The 23116-nt window shown below is 33.5% G+C and carries 21 protein-coding genes and 1 tRNA gene; 12 read left to right on the top strand and 10 right to left on the bottom strand.

The genetic code is table 11. The features are described from left to right. Positions 1–65 precede the first annotated feature (65 nt). The 4 genes from LG651_RS01335 to LG651_RS01320 are packed head-to-tail and all read right to left on the bottom strand — an operon-like array spanning position 66 to position 6675. Complete coding sequence (locus tag LG651_RS01335; protein ID WP_226694362.1) at positions 66–3539, bottom strand: efflux RND transporter permease subunit; 3474 nt, start codon at positions 3537–3539, stop codon at positions 66–68. Between the two features lie 27 nt (positions 3540–3566). Continuing rightward, on the bottom strand, positions 3567–4733 hold the full coding sequence (locus tag LG651_RS01330) for an efflux RND transporter periplasmic adaptor subunit (RefSeq protein WP_226694361.1): 1167 nt from the start codon (positions 4731–4733) through the stop codon (positions 3567–3569). 5 nt (positions 4734–4738) lie between these two features. Further along, on the bottom strand, positions 4739–6064 hold the full coding sequence (locus LG651_RS01325) for a TolC family protein (protein ID WP_226694360.1): 1326 nt from the start codon (positions 6062–6064) through the stop codon (positions 4739–4741). Further along, complete coding sequence (locus tag LG651_RS01320) at positions 6064–6675, bottom strand: TetR/AcrR family transcriptional regulator (protein WP_226694359.1); 612 nt, start codon at positions 6673–6675, stop codon at positions 6064–6066. Before LG651_RS01320 ends, LG651_RS01325 begins: the two co-directional genes overlap by 1 nt. Positions 6676–6800: 125 nt before the next feature. Between LG651_RS01320 and LG651_RS01315 the strand changes: the two genes are divergently transcribed. Together LG651_RS01315 and LG651_RS01310 are read left to right on the top strand one after the other, a co-directional pair. Continuing rightward, positions 6801–7775, top strand: a complete 975-nt coding sequence (locus LG651_RS01315; protein WP_226694358.1) for a polyprenyl synthetase family protein — start codon at positions 6801–6803, stop codon at positions 7773–7775. Continuing rightward, positions 7775–8125: a hypothetical protein gene (locus tag LG651_RS01310; RefSeq protein WP_226694357.1), complete on the top strand. Its 351-nt coding sequence runs from the start codon at positions 7775–7777 to the stop codon at positions 8123–8125. Before LG651_RS01315 ends, LG651_RS01310 begins: the two co-directional genes overlap by 1 nt. On the opposite strand, the gene LG651_RS01305 is transcribed toward LG651_RS01310, so the two are convergent. After that, positions 8122–8244 (bottom strand): hypothetical protein, encoded by a 123-nt coding sequence (locus LG651_RS01305; RefSeq protein ID WP_317197703.1) that lies wholly within the window; start codon positions 8242–8244, stop codon positions 8122–8124. The genes LG651_RS01310 and LG651_RS01305 overlap by 4 nt on opposite strands. Positions 8245–8390: 146 nt before the next feature. On the opposite strand from LG651_RS01305, the gene LG651_RS01300 reads away from it, so the two are divergent. Both LG651_RS01300 and odhB read left to right on the top strand, forming a co-directional pair. After that, a complete protein-coding gene (locus tag LG651_RS01300; RefSeq protein WP_226694356.1) occupies positions 8391–11141 on the top strand; it encodes a 2-oxoglutarate dehydrogenase E1 component in 2751 nt (916 codons plus the stop codon). A 30-nt stretch (positions 11142–11171) separates the two neighbouring features. Next, positions 11172–12380, top strand: coding sequence for a 2-oxoglutarate dehydrogenase complex dihydrolipoyllysine-residue succinyltransferase (gene odhB / locus LG651_RS01295; RefSeq protein WP_226694355.1), 1209 nt, complete (start codon positions 11172–11174; stop codon positions 12378–12380). Between the two features lie 603 nt (positions 12381–12983). Here the strand turns inward: odhB and LG651_RS01290 are convergent. Together LG651_RS01290 and LG651_RS01285 are read right to left on the bottom strand one after the other, a co-directional pair. Continuing rightward, positions 12984–13613: a response regulator transcription factor gene (locus LG651_RS01290; protein ID WP_226694354.1), complete on the bottom strand. Its 630-nt coding sequence runs from the start codon at positions 13611–13613 to the stop codon at positions 12984–12986. Positions 13614–13644: 31 nt separating this feature from the next. Further along, a complete protein-coding gene (locus LG651_RS01285) occupies positions 13645–14088 on the bottom strand; it encodes a retropepsin-like aspartic protease (protein ID WP_226694353.1) in 444 nt (147 codons plus the stop codon). Positions 14089–14316: 228 nt separating this feature from the next. Between LG651_RS01285 and LG651_RS01280 the strand changes: the two genes are divergently transcribed. From LG651_RS01280 to LG651_RS01245, 8 genes are all read left to right on the top strand, one after another. After that, a complete protein-coding gene (locus LG651_RS01280; RefSeq protein ID WP_226694352.1) occupies positions 14317–15084 on the top strand; it encodes a TatD family hydrolase in 768 nt (255 codons plus the stop codon). A gap of 2 nt (positions 15085–15086) precedes the next feature. Next, a complete protein-coding gene (locus tag LG651_RS01275) occupies positions 15087–16118 on the top strand; it encodes an asparaginase (protein ID WP_226694351.1) in 1032 nt (343 codons plus the stop codon). Positions 16119–16197: 79 nt separating this feature from the next. Then, positions 16198–16285: transfer RNA gene (locus LG651_RS01270), tRNA-Ser, on the top strand. Positions 16286–16359: 74 nt separating this feature from the next. Next, positions 16360–17133 carry a MotA/TolQ/ExbB proton channel family protein gene (locus tag LG651_RS01265; RefSeq protein WP_226694350.1) on the top strand — a complete coding sequence of 258 codons (774 nt, stop codon included), beginning with the start codon at positions 16360–16362 and terminating at the stop codon, positions 17131–17133. Between the two features lie 26 nt (positions 17134–17159). Further along, positions 17160–17591, top strand: coding sequence for a hypothetical protein (locus LG651_RS01260; RefSeq protein WP_044632974.1), 432 nt, complete (start codon positions 17160–17162; stop codon positions 17589–17591). A gap of 3 nt (positions 17592–17594) precedes the next feature. Next, a complete protein-coding gene (locus LG651_RS01255; protein ID WP_226694349.1) occupies positions 17595–18179 on the top strand; it encodes an ExbD/TolR family protein in 585 nt (194 codons plus the stop codon). A 21-nt stretch (positions 18180–18200) separates the two neighbouring features. Next, a complete protein-coding gene (locus LG651_RS01250) occupies positions 18201–18674 on the top strand; it encodes an ExbD/TolR family protein (protein ID WP_226694348.1) in 474 nt (157 codons plus the stop codon). A gap of 110 nt (positions 18675–18784) precedes the next feature. Next, positions 18785–19474: a porin family protein gene (locus LG651_RS01245; protein ID WP_226694347.1), complete on the top strand. Its 690-nt coding sequence runs from the start codon at positions 18785–18787 to the stop codon at positions 19472–19474. On the opposite strand, the gene LG651_RS01240 is transcribed toward LG651_RS01245, so the two are convergent. The 3 genes from LG651_RS01240 to asnS form a co-directional block, all read right to left on the bottom strand. Next, the gene (locus tag LG651_RS01240; protein WP_226694346.1) at positions 19469–20026 is read right to left on the bottom strand and encodes a hypothetical protein; all 558 of its coding nucleotides are present in this window, start codon (positions 20024–20026) and stop codon (positions 19469–19471) included. The two genes, LG651_RS01245 and LG651_RS01240, sit on opposite strands and share 6 nt — an antisense overlap. Positions 20027–20073: 47 nt before the next feature. Then, complete coding sequence (rpoN, locus tag LG651_RS01235; protein WP_226694345.1) at positions 20074–21531, bottom strand: RNA polymerase factor sigma-54; 1458 nt, start codon at positions 21529–21531, stop codon at positions 20074–20076. A 116-nt stretch (positions 21532–21647) separates the two neighbouring features. Next, positions 21648–23081, bottom strand: a complete 1434-nt coding sequence (asnS, locus tag LG651_RS01230) for an asparagine--tRNA ligase (protein ID WP_226694344.1) — start codon at positions 23079–23081, stop codon at positions 21648–21650. Between the last annotated feature and the right edge of the window lie 35 nt (positions 23082–23116).

The raw sequence follows: 23116 nt of genomic DNA, 5'->3' as shown, positions 1-23116 counted from the left end.
ATGTTGAGGATTTTTTGCTATCAATCAAAATTTTCAATAGGGATTAAAATTATAAACTTTACTCCTTACGCAGCAACACGATCTTTAAATAACCTCATTTTTAACTTAGTTATTAAAAAGAATAAAATAGGAACTATTATTAAAGTTAAAAATGTTGCAATTAATAAACCGTAAATTACAGTCCACGCTAATGGTCCCCAAAACACGACATTGTCTCCACCCATATAAATATGTGGGTTAAACTCAGAGAACAAGGTAAAGAAGTTTATGTTTAAACCAATGGCTAAAGGAACTAAACCTAAAATAGTAGTAATGGCAGTTAAAAGTACAGGACGTAAACGTGCTTTACCCGCTTTAACAATACACTCGTATAAATCGTCTATGTTTAAATAGGCATCTTCTGGTAAATCGAGTTCTAATTTTTTACGATCAATTAATAATTGGGCGTAATCGAGTAGTACCACACCGTTATTTACAACAACACCAGCAAGCGATATAATACCAACCATAGTCATCATAATAACAAACGAGCTGCCAGTAACTACAATACCGCCAAATACACCAATTAAACTTAAAAATATAGCCAACATAATAATAGTTGGTTTAGAAATAGAGTTAAATTGGAAAATTAAAATAAAGAAGATTAAACCTAAACCAGTAAAGAAAGCCCCCATTAAAAAGGCCATTTGCTTGTTTTGCTCTTCAATTTGGCCAGTATAGTCTATTTTAATGTTTTCTGGTAAGTTCTCGAAACTTTGCATTTCACTTTGAATTTGACTTACAACAGCACCAGCATCTGTAAAACCAGGAGCTAAAGCCGAATATACGGTAACCACACGCTTCGTGTCTTTATGCTTAATAGCACTAAATCCTGAAGTGTTTTCGGCATGAGCAATGGCCGAAACTGGCACTTCACGTATTTGCCCACTTGCCATATCTCTAAAAGTGATTTTCTGGTTAAATAAGGCACTTGTGTTATAGCGGTTTTCTTCATTAAAACGTACATAAATGTCGAAATCGTCACCATCTTCTTTGTAAATGCCAGCTTTCGAACCAAAAATAGAGTTACGTAGCTGTTGTCCAACTTGCGAAGCACTTACACCTAATTCACCCGCTTTTTCGCGGTCTACAACTACACGCATAACAGGCTTGTCCTTGTTAACATCAATTTTTAATTCATCGACTCCACCAACGTTTTTACTGTTAATAAACTCGCGCATACGTTCTGCGGTAGTAATTAATTCGTTGTAATCGTCGCCTTCAATTTCAATGTTAATAGGCGCTCCAACTGGCGGACCGTTATAATCTTTTTCAACTGAAATTAAAACACCTGGGAAAATACCAACTAATGCTTTTTGTACTTTTTGACGAAGCAACTCACTGTCTTCGCCTTCGCGATATTTAAACTCGCGCATAGAAGCCGTTATTTTTGCTTTGTGTGGCATTTCTGCAGCCGAACCACCATCGGTTTGTGGGTTTCCGGCGCCTTCACCAACTTGCGAAACGGCACTTTCTACCATAAAGTTATAATCACCATTTTTATATTGATTATCATCTAAAACATCGTAAACAATGGATTCAATTTCTTTTGTAATGGTGTTCGTTTTTTCGATAGCTGTTCCTTCAGGATATTCAATGTAAACAATAATTTGATTAGGAATATTATCTGGGAAAAACTCCACTTTGGTGCGTTGCATACCAAGTGATGCTCCAAATGCGATAAACGAAAATATAAGTAATAAAAAGGTGCCTATGGTAAAAAAGTAAGGACGACGCCCTTTAAATGCACCACGTAATTGGCGTTCGTAAAAATTTTCTAGCTTAACTAAAGTTTTGGTTTGAAAATTATTTGCCCATTTACGAAGCAATAACCTGTAAACCCAGAGCATAATAGCTGTAAATACCATTAAAGCACCTAAGCCACGATAATCGCCACCAAAAATTATTACTAATAAACCAATACCTGCCATAATTCCTGTTAAGGTAATTATGCTTTTTAATGGCATGTCTTTATCTTCAATGCTCATGAAATTTGAAACTAATACTGAGTTGAAGAAAATAGCAACGAAAAGTGACGAACCTAAAACTATTGATAAGGTTTGTGGTAAAATTTTCATGAATTCTCCCATAATTCCTGGCCATAAACCTAACGGAATAAAGGCTGCTACAGTTGTTGCGGTAGAAATAATAATAGGAAATGCAATTTCACCAATACCTTTTTTTGCAGCTTCAATTCGGCTCATGCCTTCTTCGTCCATTAAGCGGTAAACGTTTTCAACAACTACAATACCGTTATCAACGAGCATTCCTAATCCCATAATTAAACCAAAAAGTACCATGGTGTTTAAGGTGATGCCGAACATGTTAAGTATCATAAGTGACATTAACATAGACATTGGAATGGCAAAACCAACGAAAATGGCATTTTTAAAGCCTAAAAAGAACATTAAAACGGTTACTACAAGAATAACCCCGAAAATAATGTTGTTCACTAAATCGTCTACTTGACCAATGGTAACCGATGATTGATCGTTTGTGATGCTAACTTCTAGGTCCTGTGGAAAATCGTTTGCCTTGGCATTTTCAACAATGGCTCTAACTTGTTCGGCTGCGTCAACCATGTTTTTTCCAGCTCGTTTTTTAACGTCGAGCATAACCACAGGATGACCGTATTCGCGAGCAAATGTTGTTTTATCTTCTTCATGAAATGTAACAGTAGCTACATCTTTTAAATAAATAGGGAAATTGTTTTCTGCTTTTACCACAAAATTTTCTAATTCTGATGGTTTTTCAATTTCACCTAAAACACGAATAGTTCTGCGCTGTCCGCTAGCTTTTATATTACCTGCAGACATGGTTACGTTACCACCATTTATAGCATTAATAATATCGCTAAAGGTTACTTTTGCTGCCGTCATTTTATAAATGTCTACAGCAACTTCAACTTCTTTTTCTTGAGCACCACGAATGGCAACTTCTTTAATTTCTAGTAAATCTTCAATATCGTCTTGAAGAAATTCTCCAAATTCTTTAAGTTTTTCAACGGTATAATCGCCAGAAATGTTAATGTTTAATATTGGCATTTCTTCCGATAGGCTCAACTCGAAAACATCGGGCTCAACTTTTGCACCGTTAAAGGTTGGCCAATCTTCGCCTGCTGTTTCGCTTTCTATTTCGTCTTTTACCTTTTGTTTTGCTTGTTCTACGGTTAAGTTTTCATCAAATTCAACAATAACCATCGAGTAATCTTCGGTAGATGTTGAGGTAATTTCTACAACATTACTTACTGTTTTAAGTTGATCTTCTAACGGGTCTGTAACTAATTTCTCAATATCTTCGGCAGTGTTACCAGGAAAAATAGTACTTACGTATATTTTGGTTTCGTTTACTTCTGGAAAGTTTTCGCGTGGCATTTCGAAAAAGGCCGAAACACCTAAGTAAAATATAACCGCAATAAGTACATACATTGTGGTTTTATTGTTGATTGCCCAAGAGGACCAGGAAAACTCTTTATTGACTTTTTTCTGATTATCAGTCATAATTTTAATAGGTAATTAATAAGGTTATTAAATGGTTATTACCTTAACAGGTTGGTCGTCTTTTACACTTCTTGCACCTTCTTCAATAATTTCTGTGCCTTTTTTAACACCGGAAAGTACTTCTATTACATCGCCTTGAGTTTTACCTGTTTTAATAATTACTTTTTTGGCAACACCTTGGTTATTGTCATCTTTATTCTCAACAATATAAATGTATTGTTCGCCCTCTGCGTTTTCTGAAATTATACTTTGCGGAATTAAAATAGTGTCTTCGTTTGTATAATCGTTAATTTTAAGTTTTGCCGTTAAATTTGGTTTTATTGTTGCGTCTTTGTTTGGAATAGCAACTTCAACTTTAAAGGTACGGTTTGCTGGGTTTATAAAATTTCCGGCTTGTCGCACTTTGGCGTCTACGGTTTTTCCTAAAATTGGAAACTCCACTTTCACGTCTTTACCAACAACAATATCTGATACATAACGTTCTGGAACATCGGTTTCAATATACATATTGCTTAAATTTACAATACGAAATAATTGCGATTGCCCAGGAGCAACAACAGAACCTTGCTCGGTTATAACATCGTCTATAGTTCCCGAAAATGGTGCCTTTACTACGGTTTTTGCAACTTGCTGCTCTAACTGGTTTACGGCTTCTTGTTGTGCTTCGTAGTTAGATTTAGCTTGTAAAAACTGAATTTCGCTACCAATTTTTTGGCTCCATAAACGCTCTTGACGCTCGAAAGTAGTTTTAGATAATGCCGTTTGAATTTTAAGTTGTGCCAATTGTTGGCTTAGACCGCCATCATCAATTTTTGCTAGTGTTTGTCCCTTACTAACATGTTGTCCTTCTTTTACATATACTTTTGATAGTACACCCGAATATTCTGGAAAAATAACCAGATTTTCTTTGGTGTCTACACTTCCTTGTAGTTCTACATAGTGTGTAAACGTTTCGGATTTTGCTGTAAAAGTTGTAATAAGCGGTATTTTTTCTTGAGGATCGAGCGCTTTAATTTTTGCTTGTAATTGCTTTAATTGTGTTGCAATTTCTTGAGCAGATGCGTCTAGTTCGTTTTTCTTTTTTCTAATAAGCGTTAAATCGTTTGTTGCAATAATATCTTGAACAGACTGATTCTTGTTACCACCACATGATGCTAAAAGAAGGGTTACTAAAATTAATTGTAAATATTTCATCGTGGTTATTGTTTAAGGTTTAATAGGTTTGTTAATTCTGCTTTTTTGTTTATTACATCAATAATAGCTTGTAAATATTCTTGTTGTATGGTGTAAAGTTGTGTTTGTGCTTGTCTTAAATCGAAGCTGCTTGCAATACCTTCGCGGTATTTTATGGTGTTTTTGCGCTCAATTTTTTCGGCTAAGGCTAAGTTTTTTTGTTGGTTTGCATAAGTTTCAATTGCTAAATTATATTCGTTTTTAGCGTTTTTTACTTCAATACTAAGCTGGCTTTCTTTTTCAATTAATTCGTTTTTAGCAATCTCCCATTCAATTTTTGCTTTTTGTCGTTTTGCTTTATTACCAAACGAACTAAATATAGGAATGGTTAAACTTACACCTCCAATAGATGAGAACAACCAGTCTTGCTCTTTTTTAAGAAAAGTAAATTCGTTACTAATACCCAAATAACTAGCGTTAACAAATGCGTTTAATTTTGGTAGTTGTTCCGATCGTTCTAACTTGTATTCTAACTCTTTGCTAACAACTTGGTTAGCCGAAATTTTATAATCGATATTATTAGTAATAGGCTGGTTTTCGCTAATTAGGTTTAGTGAAATGTTGTTTGTTACTAATACTTCTAAATCGTCTGTTAAAACAATGTCGGCATTAATATCTAAACCTAAAAGTACCTTTAAATAACCTTTAGAAATATCGTGTAGGGTTTCTAGATTTTTTAATGTAATTTCTAAACCGGAAAGTGTAATTTGTAATTGTTCAACATCTTCTTCCTCGGTTAAACCGTTTTCAAAAATTTTAGTGGTTTCGTTTAAATTATCTTTTAAAACCGAAATATTATTATTGGTAATTGCAATACTTTCTTTTGTTAATAAAGCATTGTTGTAAGCGCTAATAACGGCGGTAACAATTTCGTTTTCTGTTTTTTCTTTTGCGTTTTTAGAAATTTCTAAAAATACTTTGTTCGATTGTAACCCAACAACATATCCGCCATCAAACAATAATTGATTTAGCTGAATAGCCGGCGTTAATTGATGTTTAGGAAAAAGAAAACGAAACGGGTCGTCTTCTGGTAAACTATTAACATCGAACGGTGTTTTTACATAAAGTTGATAATCTACAGAACCATTAATTTGCGGTAAACCTAACGCTGTAGTTGCTTTAACATCTTGTTCGGCGGCGTTTATGCTTAAATTGGCATTTTTTATGGTTCTGTTATTTTCTTTGGCATAATTTATAGCTTCTTCTAAGCTAAAATTATAAGAGTTGTTTTCCTGCGCATGTATGCTGGATGAGAAAAACAACACGATTAATAAAATTGATAATTGTTTCATTAAATGTTATTTTGATTGATTTGTAAGTAGTTGTTTAAATATTCTAGCCCTTTAGGTGTACAGATGCCCCGTAAATGGTATTCTAAGAAATTATTCATGAGTATTTTTGTTGAAAAGTTTTCGAGCGGAAAAAGAGATTTATCTTTTAAACCCATTATACTGTTAAAATAAATTTTAGAAATAAATTCCGAATTTAGTTCAGGTCTAAAAAGCCCTAAGTTTTGTCCTCTCGTTATGTTTTCTTGCACACAATTATCCATAACACACATTTGTTTTTGCTTAATGTTGTGGTATATCTCTGGATAGTATTTTTCTAATTGGTATTGAGGCGAAGACTTTTCGTCTTTTAAATTATGCATTAACACTTGCTTAACCTCGTAAATTTCATCAATGGGATTTTTTTCTAGTTGGCAAACGTTGTTTATTCCAGCCGAAATTTTTTGAAATAGTAGTAACACAGATTCTTCAACCAAAACCGTTTTATTTTTAAAGTACTGGTAAATGGTTTTCTTCGAAATACCTTGTGCGTTGGCTATTTCGTCCATTGTAACACTTTTAAAACCATAGTTTAAAAATAAATCGCAGGCGGTATGTAATATCTTTTCTTTCATAATTATTGGGCAAAATTACAACAGGAAACTTTAAAAACAAAAAAAGTTTCCTGGGTTTTACGTTTTTTTAACATTAAATTTAATTTGCTGCAATATTATAGCGGTTTTTAATTTATTTTAGCGCCATGCAATCTATAGACGACTACAGAGATCAATTTGTTTCATTTTTAAACAAATTTGTTGCAAAAAAGCAACCGGAAAACCTTTATAATCCTATAAATTATATTTTACAACTAGGAGGTAAGCGCTTAAGGCCAGTACTAACACTTATGACTGCCGATATTTTTGGTGGTCATTTTAAAAAGGCTTTAAATGCTGCTTTAAGTGTTGAGATCTTTCATAACTTTTCCTTAGTGCATGACGATATAATGGACGATGCACCTTTGCGTCGCGGGCACAAAACCGTTCATGAAAAATGGGATGTAAACACAGGAATACTTTCTGGAGATGCTATGTTAATAATGGCATACCAACTTTTCGAAAATTACGAAGCTCATGTTTTTCAAGATTTAGCAAAGTTATTTAGTAAAACAGCGCTCGAAGTTTGCGAAGGGCAACAGTACGATGTCGATTTCGAAACTAGAAATGATGTTACCATTCCGGAATATTTAAAAATGATTGAATATAAAACAGCCGTTTTGGTTGGTGCAGCCATGAAAATGGGAGCTATTGTAGCAAAAGCATCTACAAAAGAGCAAGATAATATTTATGAATTTGGTAAAAATTTAGGGATAGCTTTCCAGTTACAAGATGATTATTTAGATGCCTTTGGTAATCCGGAAACATTCGGTAAGCAAGTGGGGGGCGATATTATTGAAAACAAAAAGACGTATTTGTATTTAAAAGCAATCGAATTTTTAAATGATAATGATAAATCTGAACTGGAAACATTATTTTCTTCTCAGCCAGAGCAAGTAGACGAAAAAATTGCAACCACCAAACAATTGTTTGAAGCTTCTGGAGCAGCTCAGGCAACCAAAGAAGCCATAAAAACTTACACCGAATTAGCCTTTAAAAACCTGGAGTGTTTAAATATTACCGAAGATAAAAAAGCGCTTTTAAAAGCTTTTGGTAATAGTTTAATGAATAGAACAGTATAATGCAATTACCAGCTACTTTTGAAGATTTAATGGCCCAGGCTTCCGAGCTTAACTTATATGCAAAATTAGTGCAACAGCTTAATAAGGATTTTCTTTTGGCTAATATTGATTTAGGATTTAACGATGCTGTTTTACCATCGAGTTTAAAATTGTTGTTGCATGAAACAGTTTATAAGCTTATAAAAGAAAAATTCTCAGAATATTTAAACCTACTTTATATTATAGATGTATCTGAAGATGCCGTAAAAGCATTAAATGGAGATGATGTTTTAAAACTATCAGAAGAAGTTACTTTTTTAATTTTAAAACGCGAATGGCAAAAGGTTTGGTTTAGGCATAAATATGCTTAAAAATAGACCCGAATAAACGGCATCCACGCATTTGCATAAATACTTTTGCTGTTATTGTAAAGCATATCGTAGCGCACACCAAGTGTAACATTATTGCTTCGGTAACTTTTTGTTGTCATTCTATTAAAAATTTAACAGTTTTATTGTATTTGTAAATAATCTTAAAATATAAGATATAAATATAGTTAAACAAAGCCCTTATTTTACTAAAAGTTGTATTTTTGAAAAATATTTTTACTAAACCTACAAGGTATTAAATAAAACAATGGATAAATATTCCTTTTTAAATGCAGCTCATACAGCATATTTTGCTGAATTATATGAACAATATTTACAAAATCCCGATGCCGTAGAACCTAGTTGGAGAGCCTTTTTTCAAGGTTACGATTTTGGAAGCGAAAACTACGGAGTTAACGGCGAAATAATTGAAGGTGTTAGCACACAAATACCAGAACAATTACAAAAAGAATTTCAAGTTGTAAAATTAATTGATGGGTACAGAATGCGTGGGCATTTGTTTACAAAAACAAACCCTGTACGCGATCGTCGTACTTATTCACCAACTTTAGATTTACAAAATTTTGGTCTTAGCGAAAACGATTTAGCTACCGTTTTTAATGCTGGCGAAGTATTGGGTATTGGTGCACAACCATTAAGTGTTATTTTAAAACATTTAAACAGTATTTACTGCGATTCTATAGGTGTAGAATACATGTATTTGCGTAATCCGGAGGTTATTGGTTGGTGGCAAGAGCAACTTAACAAAAATGATAATCAGCCAAGTTTTTCTGCAGAAACAAAAAAATACATCTTATCTAAACTAAACCAAGCGGTTACTTTCGAAAACTTTTTACAAACCAAATATGTTGGTCAAAAACGATTTTCATTAGAAGGTGGCGAGTCTTTAATACCAGCAATAAGTAACGTTCTATTTTATGCATCTTTAAAGTATGATGTAAAAGAATGCGTTTTAGGTATGGCGCACCGTGGGCGTTTAAGTACATTGGTTAATATTTTTAGAAAACCAATGCGCGAGTTATTTAACGAGTTTGATGGTAAAGATTTTGAAGACGAAAACATTGATGGAGATGTAAAATACCATTTAGGTTTAACTTTAAATAAAACCTACCAAAATGGTAAAAGCATTAAAATGAACTTAGTGCCTAATCCATCACATTTAGAAACTGTTGCTCCAGTAGCTGAAGGTATTACAAGAGCAAAAATAGATAATGATTATAACGGAGATGACTCGAAAATAATACCAATAGTTGTTCATGGAGATGCAGCTATTGCAGGTCAAGGTATCGTTTACGAAGTTGCACAAATGAGCCGATTAAACGGTTACAAAACCGGAGGTACTATACATATTGTAGTTAACAACCAGGTAGGTTTTACAACCAATTATTTAGATGCCCGCTCAAGTACATATTGTACAGACGTAGCCAAAGTAACCTTATCTCCAGTTTTACATGTAAATTCTGATGATGCTGAAGCTGTAGTTCATGCCGTAGAAATGGCTTTAGAGTACAGAATGCGATATAAAAAAGATGTTTATATAGATTTGTTAGGATATCGTAAATATGGCCATAACGAAGGTGATGAGCCAAGATTTACACAACCAGCATTGTACAAATCCATATCAAAACATCCAAACCCGTTTAAAATATATTCTGAAAAATTAATTGCTGAAGGAACTATAGATAAAGGTTATGTAGATGGTATTGTGACAGAATTTAAAGAAACTCTTGAAAGTGAATACGAAAAATCTAAAGAGGCCGACTCTTCAAAAGTTCGTGAATTCATGGAAGAGCGTTGGGAAGATTTTACCAGAAGAGGTGTTGATGCTATGTTACAGGAGGTAGAAACAACCTATCCAAAAGATAAATTAGAACACATATCAAAAGTAGTTTCTACAGTTCCAGAAGGCGTAAAGTTTTTAAGAAAAGCAGAACGTATTCTTGAAGGACGTAAAAAAATGGTTTTTGAAACCGATACTTTAGATTGGGGAATGGCCGAAACTTTAGCCTACGGATCTTTAATGGAAGAAGGCTTTAACGTGCGTATATCTGGTCAAGATGTAGAACGCGGAACATTTAGCCACCGCCATGCTATACTTCGAGATGAAAAATCTGAAGAACGAATAAACTTATTAAACACAAATCCAGATAACAAAGGTGAAATGTATATTTTCAATTCCTTTTTATCTGAATATGGTGTACTTGGTTTCGATTATGGTTACGCCATGGCAAACCCAAACACATTAACCATTTGGGAAGCGCAGTTTGGAGATTTTAGTAATGGTGCACAAATAATTTTCGACCAATATTTATCGGCAGCAGAAGATAAATGGAAAGTTCAAAACGGTATTGTAGTATTGTTACCTCACGGTTACGAAGGTCAAGGTTCAGAACACTCTTCAGCAAGAATGGAGCGTTACTTACAACTTTGTGCCAACGATAACATGATTGTAGCCGACTGTACCACACCTGCCAATTTTTTCCACTTATTGCGTCGCCAAATGAAACGCGATTTTAGAAAACCGTTGGTTGTGTTAACGCCAAAAAGCTTATTACGCCATCCAAAAGCAGTGTCTTCTATTAACGAATTAGCAGCAGGAACCTTCCAAGAAGTTATAGATGATACTATCGAAGCTTCAAAAGTTAAAAAATTAGTATTCTGTACAGGTAAATTTTATTATGATTTATTAGCAGAACGTGAAACTTTAAATAGAGAAGATGTTGCATTAGTAAGAATAGAGCAGCTGTTCCCGCTTCATTTAGATAAAATACAAGAAGTAATTAATAAATATCCAAATGTAGAAAATTATGTTTGGGCTCAAGAAGAACCCAAAAATATGGGAGCTTGGAGTTTTATGGCAGAACGCTTAAATATAGTAAAACTAGAAGTTTGTTCAAGACCATATAGCTCGGTACCTGCACCTGGTTCAAGTACAAGAGATAAAAGGAGACAACGCCGCGTAATTGACGCTGTTTTTAATAACGAAGAAATAAAATAAACGAAAAATACGACTTAAAAATTAAGACCAATGATTTTAGAAATGAAAGTCCCTTCTCCAGGGGAATCTATTACTGAGGTAGAAATAGCAACATGGCTAGTAGAAGATGGTGATTATGTTGAAAAAGATCAAGCCATTGCTGAGGTAGACAGTGATAAGGCAACATTAGAATTACCTGCAGAAGTAAGCGGAACCATTACATTAAAAGCGGAAGAAGGTGATGCTGTAGCGGTTGGTGCTGTTGTTTGTTTAATTGATACAGATGCTGAAAAACCTGAAGGAGGTGAAGCGCCAAAGACTGAAGCTAAGGAAGAAGCACCAAAGGCTGAGGTTACAAAACCAGCAACTGCTGAAAAAACATATGCAACAGGAACAGCAAGTCCTGCTGCTAAAAAAATATTAGCCGAAAAAGGTATTGAGGCTTCATCGGTTTCTGGAACAGGAAAAGATGGTAGAGTAACAAAAGACGATGCTGTAAAAGCAGTGCCTTCAATGGGAACGCCTACAGGAGGTTCCAGAGGAGAAAGTCGTAGTAAAATGTCTATGTTACGTCGTAAAGTAGCAGAGCGTTTGGTTGAGGCTAAAAATACCACCGCTATGTTAACAACGTTCAACGAAGTTAATATGACGCCTATTTTTGAGCTACGTAACGAATACAAGGAAACTTTTAAATCAAAACATGGTGTTGGTTTAGGTTTCATGTCTTTCTTTACTTTAGCTGTTGTGCGTGCTTTAAAAATGTATCCGGCTGTAAACTCAATGATTGATGGTAAGGAAATGATTTCCTATGATTTTTGCGATATTAGTATTGCAGTATCTGGACCAAAAGGATTAATGGTTCCTGTAATTAGAAACGCCGAAAATTTAACCTTTAGAGGTGTAGAATCTGAAGTAAAGCGTTTAGCATTACGTGCGCGCGATGGTCAAATTACGGTCGATGAAATGACAGGTGGTACTTTTACCATAACAAATGGCGGCGTATTTGGTAGTATGTTATCTACACCTATTATTAATCCTCCACAAAGTGGTATTTTAGGAATGCATAACATTATACAACGCCCTATTGCTGTAGATGGTAATGTTGAAATTCACCCAATGATGTATGTTGCATTATCATACGATCATAGAATTATTGATGGTAAAGAAAGTGTTGGGTTTTTAGTAGCTGTTAAAGAAGCTCTTGAAAATCCAATAGAATTATTGATGAATAACGATGTAAAAAAGGCTTTAGAATTATAAGTTTTTTTATTTAGAACAAAAAAAGGTGTTGTTTTTTTAAATAACACCTTTTTTTTGTTTGATGATTTTGCTAATTAATAAAAGCACATCATGATATTAAATGCAATGGTTAATACAACAATAACAACTAAACCAATAAATAGACATTTATTAATGGTATTATTTTCCTCTCCCATAAAATTTTTTTTGTTTTTTATAAAATCTTGCGTTAATATTTTTATCGCAGAGTTTTAATCGTTTCGTTAGATATATTGATTAATAACACCGTAAAGTTAAATACTTCAGTTTTTAAATAAAATAAGCAGTTATACGTATTTTAACGCAGAAGTAGTTTGTTGAAAATAAAAAAAAGACTTTAAGTCATTACAACTTAAAGCCTTTTATAATTCTCCCTAAGAACTAATTAATAGCAGGGTAAAGGTATGTTATATTAAGCTATAAAAAAATACGTACTTCTGCGTATTTTTTGATTTTTTGTAAAATAAAAAAAGACTTTAGATCATTACAACCTAAAGCCTTTTATAATTCTCCCTAAGAACTAATTAATAGCACTGTAAAGATATATTAAATTATCTTATAAAAAAATACGTACATATACGTATTTTATAAAAAATGTTTGTTTAATGTTGCCCAAATCGATAAGGATGTTGGTTTTTTATCTAAACCAAGCTTTGCAACTATGTTACTTCTATGTTTGTCTACGGTTCTAATCGATATAGAAAGCTCATTTGCAATGTCTTGGCTGGTTTTGTTGTTGGCAATGAGTTTAACAATTTTTAATTCAGATTTTGTAAGACAACCAATTTCTTTAGGTTTTTCGTTATGTGAGTTTTGTAAATACGAGGCTATTTCGTCGCTAAAATATGGCGTGTTGTTTATAACGCTTTTAATGCAGGCTTCAATTTCTTCAATTGCAAATTCTTTTAAAATATAACCATAAACATTAAAAGCTTTAGCTTGGTCGTAAAGCCCTTCTTCTTTATCGAAAGTAATTAGAATAATTTTGGTATCTATATCATTTTTTTTGCAGGCTTCGGCTACTTCTAAACCTGTCATATGTGGCATTCTAATATCTAGAATAGCTATTTCTGGTTTTTCTTTCACTATTAGGTTATAGGCGCTTTTACCATCGGTAGCACTTCCAATAATATTAAAACCTTTGGAGTTTAAAAAATCGGTTAGACCACGTAACATCAAAGGATGATCGTCTGCTATTACTATTGAATTGGTCATTAGAGAGAGGGAAATTACTTTTTTGCTATTATTATAATTTTAAATATAAATATTTCTTTTCATAATCTATAACAGCTTTGCCTTTTTTTAATATATCTGCTCCAATAATACCATCAACAGGTTGCGAGTTATGGTTTTTTAAAGCTGTATTCACATGGGTTAGGTTAAAAAGAACCAAAACTACTTTGTTATTGGTCCATTTTCCTATTTTAATTTTATTACGTTTCGACATTTTAGTGTCCATATTAGTAGCGCCAGCACCCGCCGCTTTTATTATGGAGTCCTCGGCGGTAAGGTTAAACGTGTTAACAGCTTCAAAACCAACACAAGAGTTCGACGCTCCAGTATCGAGAATAAATAATCCTTTTTCACCGTTTATAGATGCCTTTATTTCGAAGTGGTTAGTTTTTGTAAGGTGTAATTTTACCTTCGCATAACCTTTTTGTAGCAGAAATTCTTGTAAATTAGGCTGCATGTCTTTTTAGTTTTCTGCTCAAAAATACTACAAAGCGTATAATTATACTACCAATAATAATATAAAATAGATTGTCATTATCATTAGGCTTGTTTAGCTGTCCATATTAGTTTAAGGCGTCCCAATAATTGGGCGACTTTTCAGCATTTGGGATGGTTTCGTTTTTTTGAAATAAGTTCAGGCCCAAAATTACTTGATAATCTCGATTCGCTCAGTTACTTTTGCTCCATGATTATTACAGACACGCACACGCATTTATATAGCGAAGTTTTCGATGAAGACCGAAAAGAAATGATTAACAGAGCGATTGATGCTGGGGTTACAAGATTTTTTATTCCGGCAATCGATTCTACATACACCGAAAGTATGCTTCAGCTGGAAAGCGATTTTCCAGATAATGTGTTTTTAATGACGGGTTTGCATCCAACACATGTAAAACAACACTATAAAAACGAGTTGAAACATGTTGAGGAGATGCTAGCTTCTCGAAAGTTTTATGCGGTTGGAGAAATAGGAATCGATTTATATTGGGATAAAAGCACATTGATCATTCAACAAGAAGCTTTTAAGCAGCAAATACAATTAGCGAAAAAATATAATTTGCCCATTGTAATTCATTGTCGCGAAGCATTCGATGAAGTTTTTGAAGTTTTAGAAAATGAAAAAGACGATAAATTATTTGGGATTTTTCATTGCTTTACCGGAACCTTAGAGCAAGCAGAACAAGCCATTTCCTATAAAATGAAATTAGGCATTGGTGGTGTGGCCACATTTAAAAATGGAAAAATTGATAAATTCCTAAATCAAATAGATTTAAAACATATAGTTTTAGAAACCGATGCGCCGTATTTAGCACCAACGCCATTTCGAGGTAAACGAAACGAAAGTGTATACATATTAAAGGTGTTAGAAAAATTGGCAACCATATATAATGTATCTTTAGAAACATTAGCCGAAATAACCACAAATAATTCTAAAGCGGTATTTGGTATATAAATATGACTTTACAAAAACCAAACATATTACTTATTTACACAGGCGGAACCATTGGAATGATTCGCGATTTTAAAACGGGCGCTTTAAAAGCCTTCGATTTTAAAAACTTACTCGAAAAAATACCGGAATTACAACTTTTAGATTGTAACATTGATACGGTATCGTTTAGCGAACCTATAGATTCTAGTAACATGAACCCAGAGTGTTGGGCGCAAATTGCCGAAATAATAGAAGTGAATTATAATGCATTCGATGGTTTTGTTATTTTACATGGCAGCGATACCATGAGTTATACGGCATCAGCATTAAGTTTTATGTTAGAAAATTTAGCAAAGCCAGTTATTTTTACAGGATCGCAATTGCCAATTGGCGATTTACGCACCGATGCTAAAGAGAATTTAATTACATCAATTCAAATAGCATCTAAACAACAAGAAGGCATACCTATTATTAAGGAGGTGTGTTTGTACTTTGAATATAAACTGTATCGCGGTAACCGAACTACAAAAATTAATGCCGAACATTTTCAGGCATTTGCATCATTAAATTATCCCGATTTAGCCGAATCTGGAGTATATCTAAAAATTAATAACGAGTATTTGTTTCGCCCTAATTTAAAAGCAGATTTAGTGGTTAGGAAAAATTTAGATAGCAATATCGCAATCATTAAATTATTTCCAGGAATTTCTTCCGCAGTATTAAAAAGCATTTTTAGTATTAAAAATTTAAAAGCTGTTATTATAGAAACCTACGGCGCGGGTAATTGCACAACAGAAAAATGGTTTATTAATTTAATTACCGAAACAATTAAAAAAGGAATACATATTATTAATATTACGCAATGCAGTGGCGGAAGTGTAATAATGGGACATTACGAAACCAGTAGGGCGTTAAAAAAAGCAGGCGTAATATCTGGTAAAGATATAACTACAGAAGCCGCAATAGCAAAAGCCATGTACTTATTAGGGCAAAATATTACTGGTAAAAGCTTCAAAACCATATATGAAACTAACCTACGAGGAGAAATCACTTAAAATTAACTCTTAAAATTTTAGAGTTAAAATAATTTTTTGTTATTTGAGCCTCCAAAAATAAGGTGACTTAAAATAATAAAGAGAGGTGGCCGAGTGGTCGAAGGCGCACGCCTGGAAAGTGTGTATACCTCAAAAGGGTATCGAGGGTTCGAATCCCTTCCTCTCTGCTGAATTTTTATTTTTAATTGCTTTTTTTTTATATCTTTAACACTTTAACTAATAAAATTAAGAAACAAGAAACATGAAAAGATTATTTTCTATCCTTGCCATTACAGGAATGATGGTATTCGGAACTGCAAATGCAACCACAATTGCAAACACAACTGCCGCATCAACTACTGTGGTAACGGTAGCACAAGACGATGAAGCTGCTGCTGAAGAAAGCTTAACATTTCACCAAGAATTAAAAAAGCGTTTTATTGAAGGTGGACCAGAATTTATGGGAATTGTATTGTTATGTTTAATCTTAGGTTTAGCAATTGCAATCGAAAGAATTATCTTTTTAAATCTGTCTACTACAAACACTAAAAAATTAACACAAAAAGTTGAAGACGCTTTAGCATCAGGTGGTGTAGAAGCAGCGAAAGAAGTTTGTAGAAACACAAAAGGGCCTATCGCTTCTATTTACTACCAAGGTTTAGATAGAACAGACGAAGGTATCGAAGCTGCTGAAAAAGCTGTTGTAGCTTACGGTGGTGTTCAAATGGGACAATTAGAGAAAAACGTATCATGGATTTCATTATTTATCGCACTTGCACCAATGCTTGGTTTCATGGGTACGGTAATTGGTATGATTCAAGCATTCGATAAAATTGAAGCAGCTGGAGATATGCAACCTTCTTTAGTAGCAGGTGGTATTAAAGTAGCACTTTTAACAACAGTATTTGGTCTTGTTGTGGCTATTATTCTTCAAATTTTCTACAATTATATTATTGCTAAAATTGATAGTATTGTTAACGATATGGAAGATGCTTCTATCACGTTAATGGATCTATTAATTAGACACAAAAAATAATAATATAATTAAAACGAAAACAAATTATGAATTTACATAAAGTATTAAAAATAGTAGCTTTCGCTCTAGCCATTATTGGTGCTATCTTTGCATTGATGATTATGGGTTCAGAGGAGGAAGCAGCACAAGGCCTTAGCGGTAATATACTATATGTAGCTTATGCCGTATTAGCAATAGTAATTGCGCTTGTTGTAGTCTTTGTAATTAAAGGGCTATTCTCTGGCGATATTAAAAAGACTTTACTAACGGTTGGCGCATTTTTAGTAATTATTGCGATCTCTTTTGGAGTGTCGTCTGGTTCAGATTTAGACTTACAACCATTTATCCAAAAAGGTTCTGACGTAACAGAATCTACTTCTAAAACTGTTGGAGCAGGCTTAATCGCTTTCTACATTTTAGCAGTTTTAGCTATTGGTTCAATGCTAGTTGGTGGGGCTAAAAAAATATTAAATAAATAGATTATGTCAAAAAGAGCAGCACCAGAAGTAAATGCAGGCTCTATGGCCGACATTGCTTTCTTATTATTAATTTTCTTCTTAGTTACAACAACTATCGAGGTAGACTCTGGATTAAACAGAAAATTACCTCCAATTGAAGAAACTGAGCCGCCAATCATCAAACAAAAAAACATCTTTACCGTGCTTTTAAATGGTAACGATCAATTACTTGTTGAAGATGAAATTATGGAGGTTAAGGATTTAAGAGAAGCAGCCATAGCATTTTTAGATAATGGAGGAGATGGTTCTTGCGATTTCTGTAAAGGAAAAAGAGACCCAGAATCGTCTGATAATCCTTCAAAAGCCATTATTTCTTTAAAAAACGAACGCGAAACAACTTATAAAACATACATTGCTGTGCAAAATGAGTTAGTAGCCGCTTATAATGTTTTGAGAAATAAAAGAGCAGAAGCACTATACGGGAAAACGTTTACAGAAATGGAGGCTAATGTCAACGATGTAAACTGGCCTGGAAATAAAGAAAGATTAAAGGATCAACTTGAGAAAATTAAACTCGATTATCCTCAAAAACTTTCTGAAGTACAATAACATTAAAATTTAACATAAACTATGTCTAAATTTAAAAAGAAAAAAGAGGGCGGAGTACCTGCGGTAAATACTGCAGCCTTACCAGATATTGTATTTATGCTTTTATTTTTCTTTATGGTGGCAACAGTAATGAGGCAAAACACCCTAAAGATTGAAAATAATCTGCCTTTTGCAGATCAAGTTGAAAAGCTAGATAAAAAGGATTTGGTAATGTACATTTACGCTGGTAAACCAAGTGATAACTATAAACAATACGGTACTCAGGCTAGAATACAATTAAACGACGATTTCGCTAATGTGAGTGATATTGCTTCGTTTATTGCGGCCGAACGCGCATCGAAACGTGAAGAGTTAGTGCCATTTTTAACAACAGCGTTAAAGGTAGATGGCGAAACTAACATGGGTATTGTTGGTGATATTAAACAAGAACTACGTAAAGTTAATGCGTTAAAAATTAATTATACTACTAAAAAAGGTAGTGTAACTAACCAGTAATTTTACCTTCTTAATTTTATTTAAAAGGCGTTTTGAATTTTCAGAACGCCTTTTAATATTTTATAACTTATCTTTAAATTTATCCAGAGATAAACCTTACGCGAACTGTAATGAAGTATATATATTTATTTTTATTGGGTCTTAATTGTTCTTTTGGTGTTGCACAAAATGATGTTGCCAAAAAGGAGATTGATTCCCTTTATAAAGAAGATCAATTTTATGCTTCAATTACTTATAATGTATTGCATCATGTGCCCGATGATTTAGCGCAAAGCGGATTTTCTCTTGGATTTCATGCTGGTTTTATTAAAGATATGCCTGTTAATAAACGACGTACTGTAGCCATTGGTATAGGTCTTGGGTATTCAACCAATTCTTTTAACCAAAACTTGTTAATTAATAAAAACTCTGATAATACTTTTGAATACGAAATTGTTGATGAAGATGACTTTACCAAAAATAAATTTTCGAATCATTTAATTGAACTACCTATTGAGTTTAGATGGCGTACTTCTACCGCAACCGATTATAGTTTTTGGCGTTTATATGCAGGTTTTAAACTTGGCTATATGTTGTTAAATAACACTAAATATAGCGGCGATTTAGGGAATATTAAATACTCTAATATCGATGTGTTTAATAAATTTCAATATGGTTTAACTTTAAGTGCTGGTTACAATACTTGGAATTTTTGTGTGTATTATGGTTTAAATCCGATTTTTAAAGAAGCTTCTCTAAGTGATAATACAACCAGAGAAATGACAGACATAAAACTGGGCTTAATCTTTTATATTTTATAACCAGTGGTTAACTAGTATTAATTGTGGTAACAGTCCAATAAAAATACCTATTATAAGTTCTATATAGGTGTGTGCCTTAACATGAATTCTTGAAGTTGCAAGTGCTCCAAGTAATATAAACATAACGGCTAATGTGCCATTTATGTTAATACTAAAATGAATGCTTAAGGCAATAAAAAACATACATAGTCCACTTATTCCCATCATATGTAAACTAGCTTTAAATTTAAAGATAGCTAGAATTAAACATGCCATGGTAGAAATTAAAATGCCTAAAAAGAAAAAATAGAGTTCAATATCTTGCGATGGTGATAAAATGCGTTTTAAAACCATTAGTGTAATTACGCCATTTAATAATAATGGATAAATGCGTTCGCGAGTGGTTTCTAGCTTTATAGAATTAACTTTATTAAGCGTTTTTAAAAGGAAAAAAAGCAATATTGGTAATAGTACAGTAAGAATGAAAATGGCTATTAATTTTCCTTTAATAACATCGAATTGAATAAAGCGTGGTGATTTGGCGAAATAAAAAATAACCCCTGCAATTGGCATAAATAAGGGGTGTAAAACATATGAGATGCTTTTTAATAGCCTGTCCATTAAATTTTTTTACGAAGTCTAGCAACTGGAATGTCGAGTTGTTCACGGTATTTAGCAACGGTTCGTCTGGCTATTGGATAACCTTTCTCTTTTAAAATTGAAGCTAAAGTTTCATCGGTTAGTGGTTTCTTTTTGTCTTCTTCCTCAATTACGGTTTCTAGAATTTTTTTAATTTCTCTTGTAGATACATCTTCACCTTGATCATTTTTCATGGATTCTGAGAAGAACTCTTTAATTAGTTTTGTACCATAAGGTGTGTCTACATATTTACTGTTAGCCACACGAGAAACTGTTGAAACGTCCATATTTATTTCGTCTGCAACGTCTTTTAAAATCATAGGTTTTAAATTACGTTCGTCTCCCGACAAAAAGTAATCTTTTTGGTAGTGCATTATGGCACTCATGGTAACAAATAGCGTTTGTTGACGTTGTTTAATAGCTTCTATAAACCATTTTGCAGCATCTAGCTTCTGTTTTATAAATACAATCGCGTCTTTTTGCGATTTCGATTTGTCTTTAGAGTCTTTATAACCCTTAAGCATGTTGTTATACTCACGCGATACATGCAGTTCTGGTGCATTTCTTCCATTAAGCGTTAATTCTAATTCCCCATCAACAATTTTTATGGCAAAATCTGGCACTATGTGTTCAACAATTTTATTATTTCCCGCATAAGAACCTCCTGGTTTTGGGTTTAAATGCTCAATTTCGGAAATAGCATCTTTTAACTGTTCTTCGGAAATGCTAAACTTTTGAAGTAATTTGTTATAATGCTTTTTTGTAAATTGTTCAAAGGCGTTATCAATTATGGCCGTAGCTAATTCTACTTCGGCTGTTTTGTTTTTTCGTTGCAACTGTATACTTAAACACTCTTGCAAATTGCGAGCGCCAACACCTGCTGGATCTAATTGATGCACAATTTTTAAAACCTTTTCAATATTTTCTTCGGATGTATAAACGTTTTGCGTAAATGCTAAATCGTCCATAATATCGCTTAAGTCGCGACGTATATAGCCGCTTTCATCTACACTTCCTACTAAAAACTCGGCAATATCTCGTTCTTCGTCATTTAAGCGATAGGTATTTAATTGATTTTTTAGATGTTGCGTAAAGGAGGTTCCTGCCGCGTAGGGCATGGTTTTTTCTTCATCGTCACTACTATAATTATTGGCTTGGGTTCGATAATCAGGAATTTCATCATCGCTTAAATACTCATCAACATTTATTTCATCATTACCAATAGTTTCGCTATCGTTAAAATCATCGGAAGAATTATCGAAATCGGCATCTAAATCATCATTTTTGTCTTTACCTCCTTCTAGAGCTGGATTTTCTTCAAGCTCTTGCTTTAAACGCTGTTCAAAAGCTTGTGTAGGCAATTGAATCAATTTCATTAACTGAATTTGCTGTGGCGAAAGCTTTTGCGATAATTTAAATTGTAAATGTTGTTTAAGCATGTTTCGATTTAAGGTATTTGCTCTAAAAAATAAATTAAACGCTCATGTATTAATGACGAGGTTGTTTAATCAAATATATAAAAAAGCATTAAGCTTAACAAGGTAATGTACGCGACTTAAAACTCAGCATTTTGGGGTGTTCTTGGAAACGGAATAACATCACGAATATTGCTCATGCCTGTTGCAAACATTACTAAACGCTCGAACCCTAAACCAAAGCCAGAATGCACGGCGGTACCAAATTTGCGTAAATCGAGATACCACCAAAGGTCTTTTTCAGGAATATCAATGGCAGCCATTTTTTCTTTTAAAACCTCTAAGCGTTCTTCACGTTGCGCACCACCAACTATTTCTCCAATTCCTGGAAATAGAATATCCATGGCGCGAACGGTTTTTCCATCGTCGTTAAGACGCATGTAAAAGGCTTTAATGTTTGCCGGATAATCAAATAAAATAACGGGACATTTAAAATGTTTTTCAACTAAAAAACGTTCGTGTTCGCTTTGCAAATCTGCGCCCCATTCATCAATAATATATTTGAATTTTTTCTTTTTGTTGGGTTTCGAGTTTCGCAAAATATCAATAGCTTCGGTATAGCTAACACGTTTAAAATTATTTTCTATAACAAAGTTTAGTTTTTCAATTAAACCCATTGGACTACGTTCTACTTGAGGCTTCTTTTTGTCTTCCTCAGCTAAACGCTTATCTAAAAATTCTAAATCTTCTTTGTTATTTTCTAGCACATAGTTTATTACCGATTTTAGAAAGTCTTCAGCTAAATCCATATTTCCGGCTAAATCCATAAATGCTACTTCTGGTTCAATCATCCAAAATTCGGCTAAATGGCGCGATGTATTCGAATTTTCGGCTCTAAACGTAGGGCCAAAAGTGTAAACTTTACCTAAGGACATGGCATAGGTTTCGGCCTCTAACTGCCCAGAAACTGTAAGGTTGGTTTCTTTGCCAAAAAAGTCTTGTGTGTAATCTATTTTACCATCATCGGTTTTTGGAGTGTCGGCAACATTTAAACTTGTTACTTGAAACATTTCTCCAGCACCTTCGGCATCGCTACCTGTAATAATTGGTGCGTGCATGTAGTAAAAGCCGTTTTCGTTAAAATATTTATGAATGGCAAACGACAGGGCAGAACGTAAACGCATAACGGCACTAAAGGTGCTTGTTCTAGTTCGTAAATGGGCATTTTCACGTAAAAACTCGAAAGAGTGTTTTTTAGGCTGAATAGGATAGGTTTCTGGATCGGAATCTCCTAAAACATCAAGTTCTTTTACTTGAATTTCTACGGTTTGTCCTTTGCCTTGGCTTTCTACTAAATCGCCTTTTATATAAATGGCAGCACCTGTTGTAATACGTTTTAATAAAGCTTCATCAAAATTTTCGAAATCTACTACGCATTGTATATTATTAATGGTCGATCCATCGTTTAAAGCTATAAAACGATTGGCTCGAAAGGTGCGCACCCATCCTTTTACTTCTACTTCTTGTAATAAAATGTCTTGGTTTAGTAAATCTGAAACTGTTTTTGATTGCATGTAGTTAAATTTATAATGTAAATATAAAAAAAAGC

It is taken from the genome of Neotamlana sargassicola (assembly GCF_020523965.1).
Taxonomy (GTDB): domain Bacteria; phylum Bacteroidota; class Bacteroidia; order Flavobacteriales; family Flavobacteriaceae; genus Neotamlana; species Neotamlana sargassicola.
This window is presented reverse-complemented; position numbering and strand designations above follow the sequence as displayed.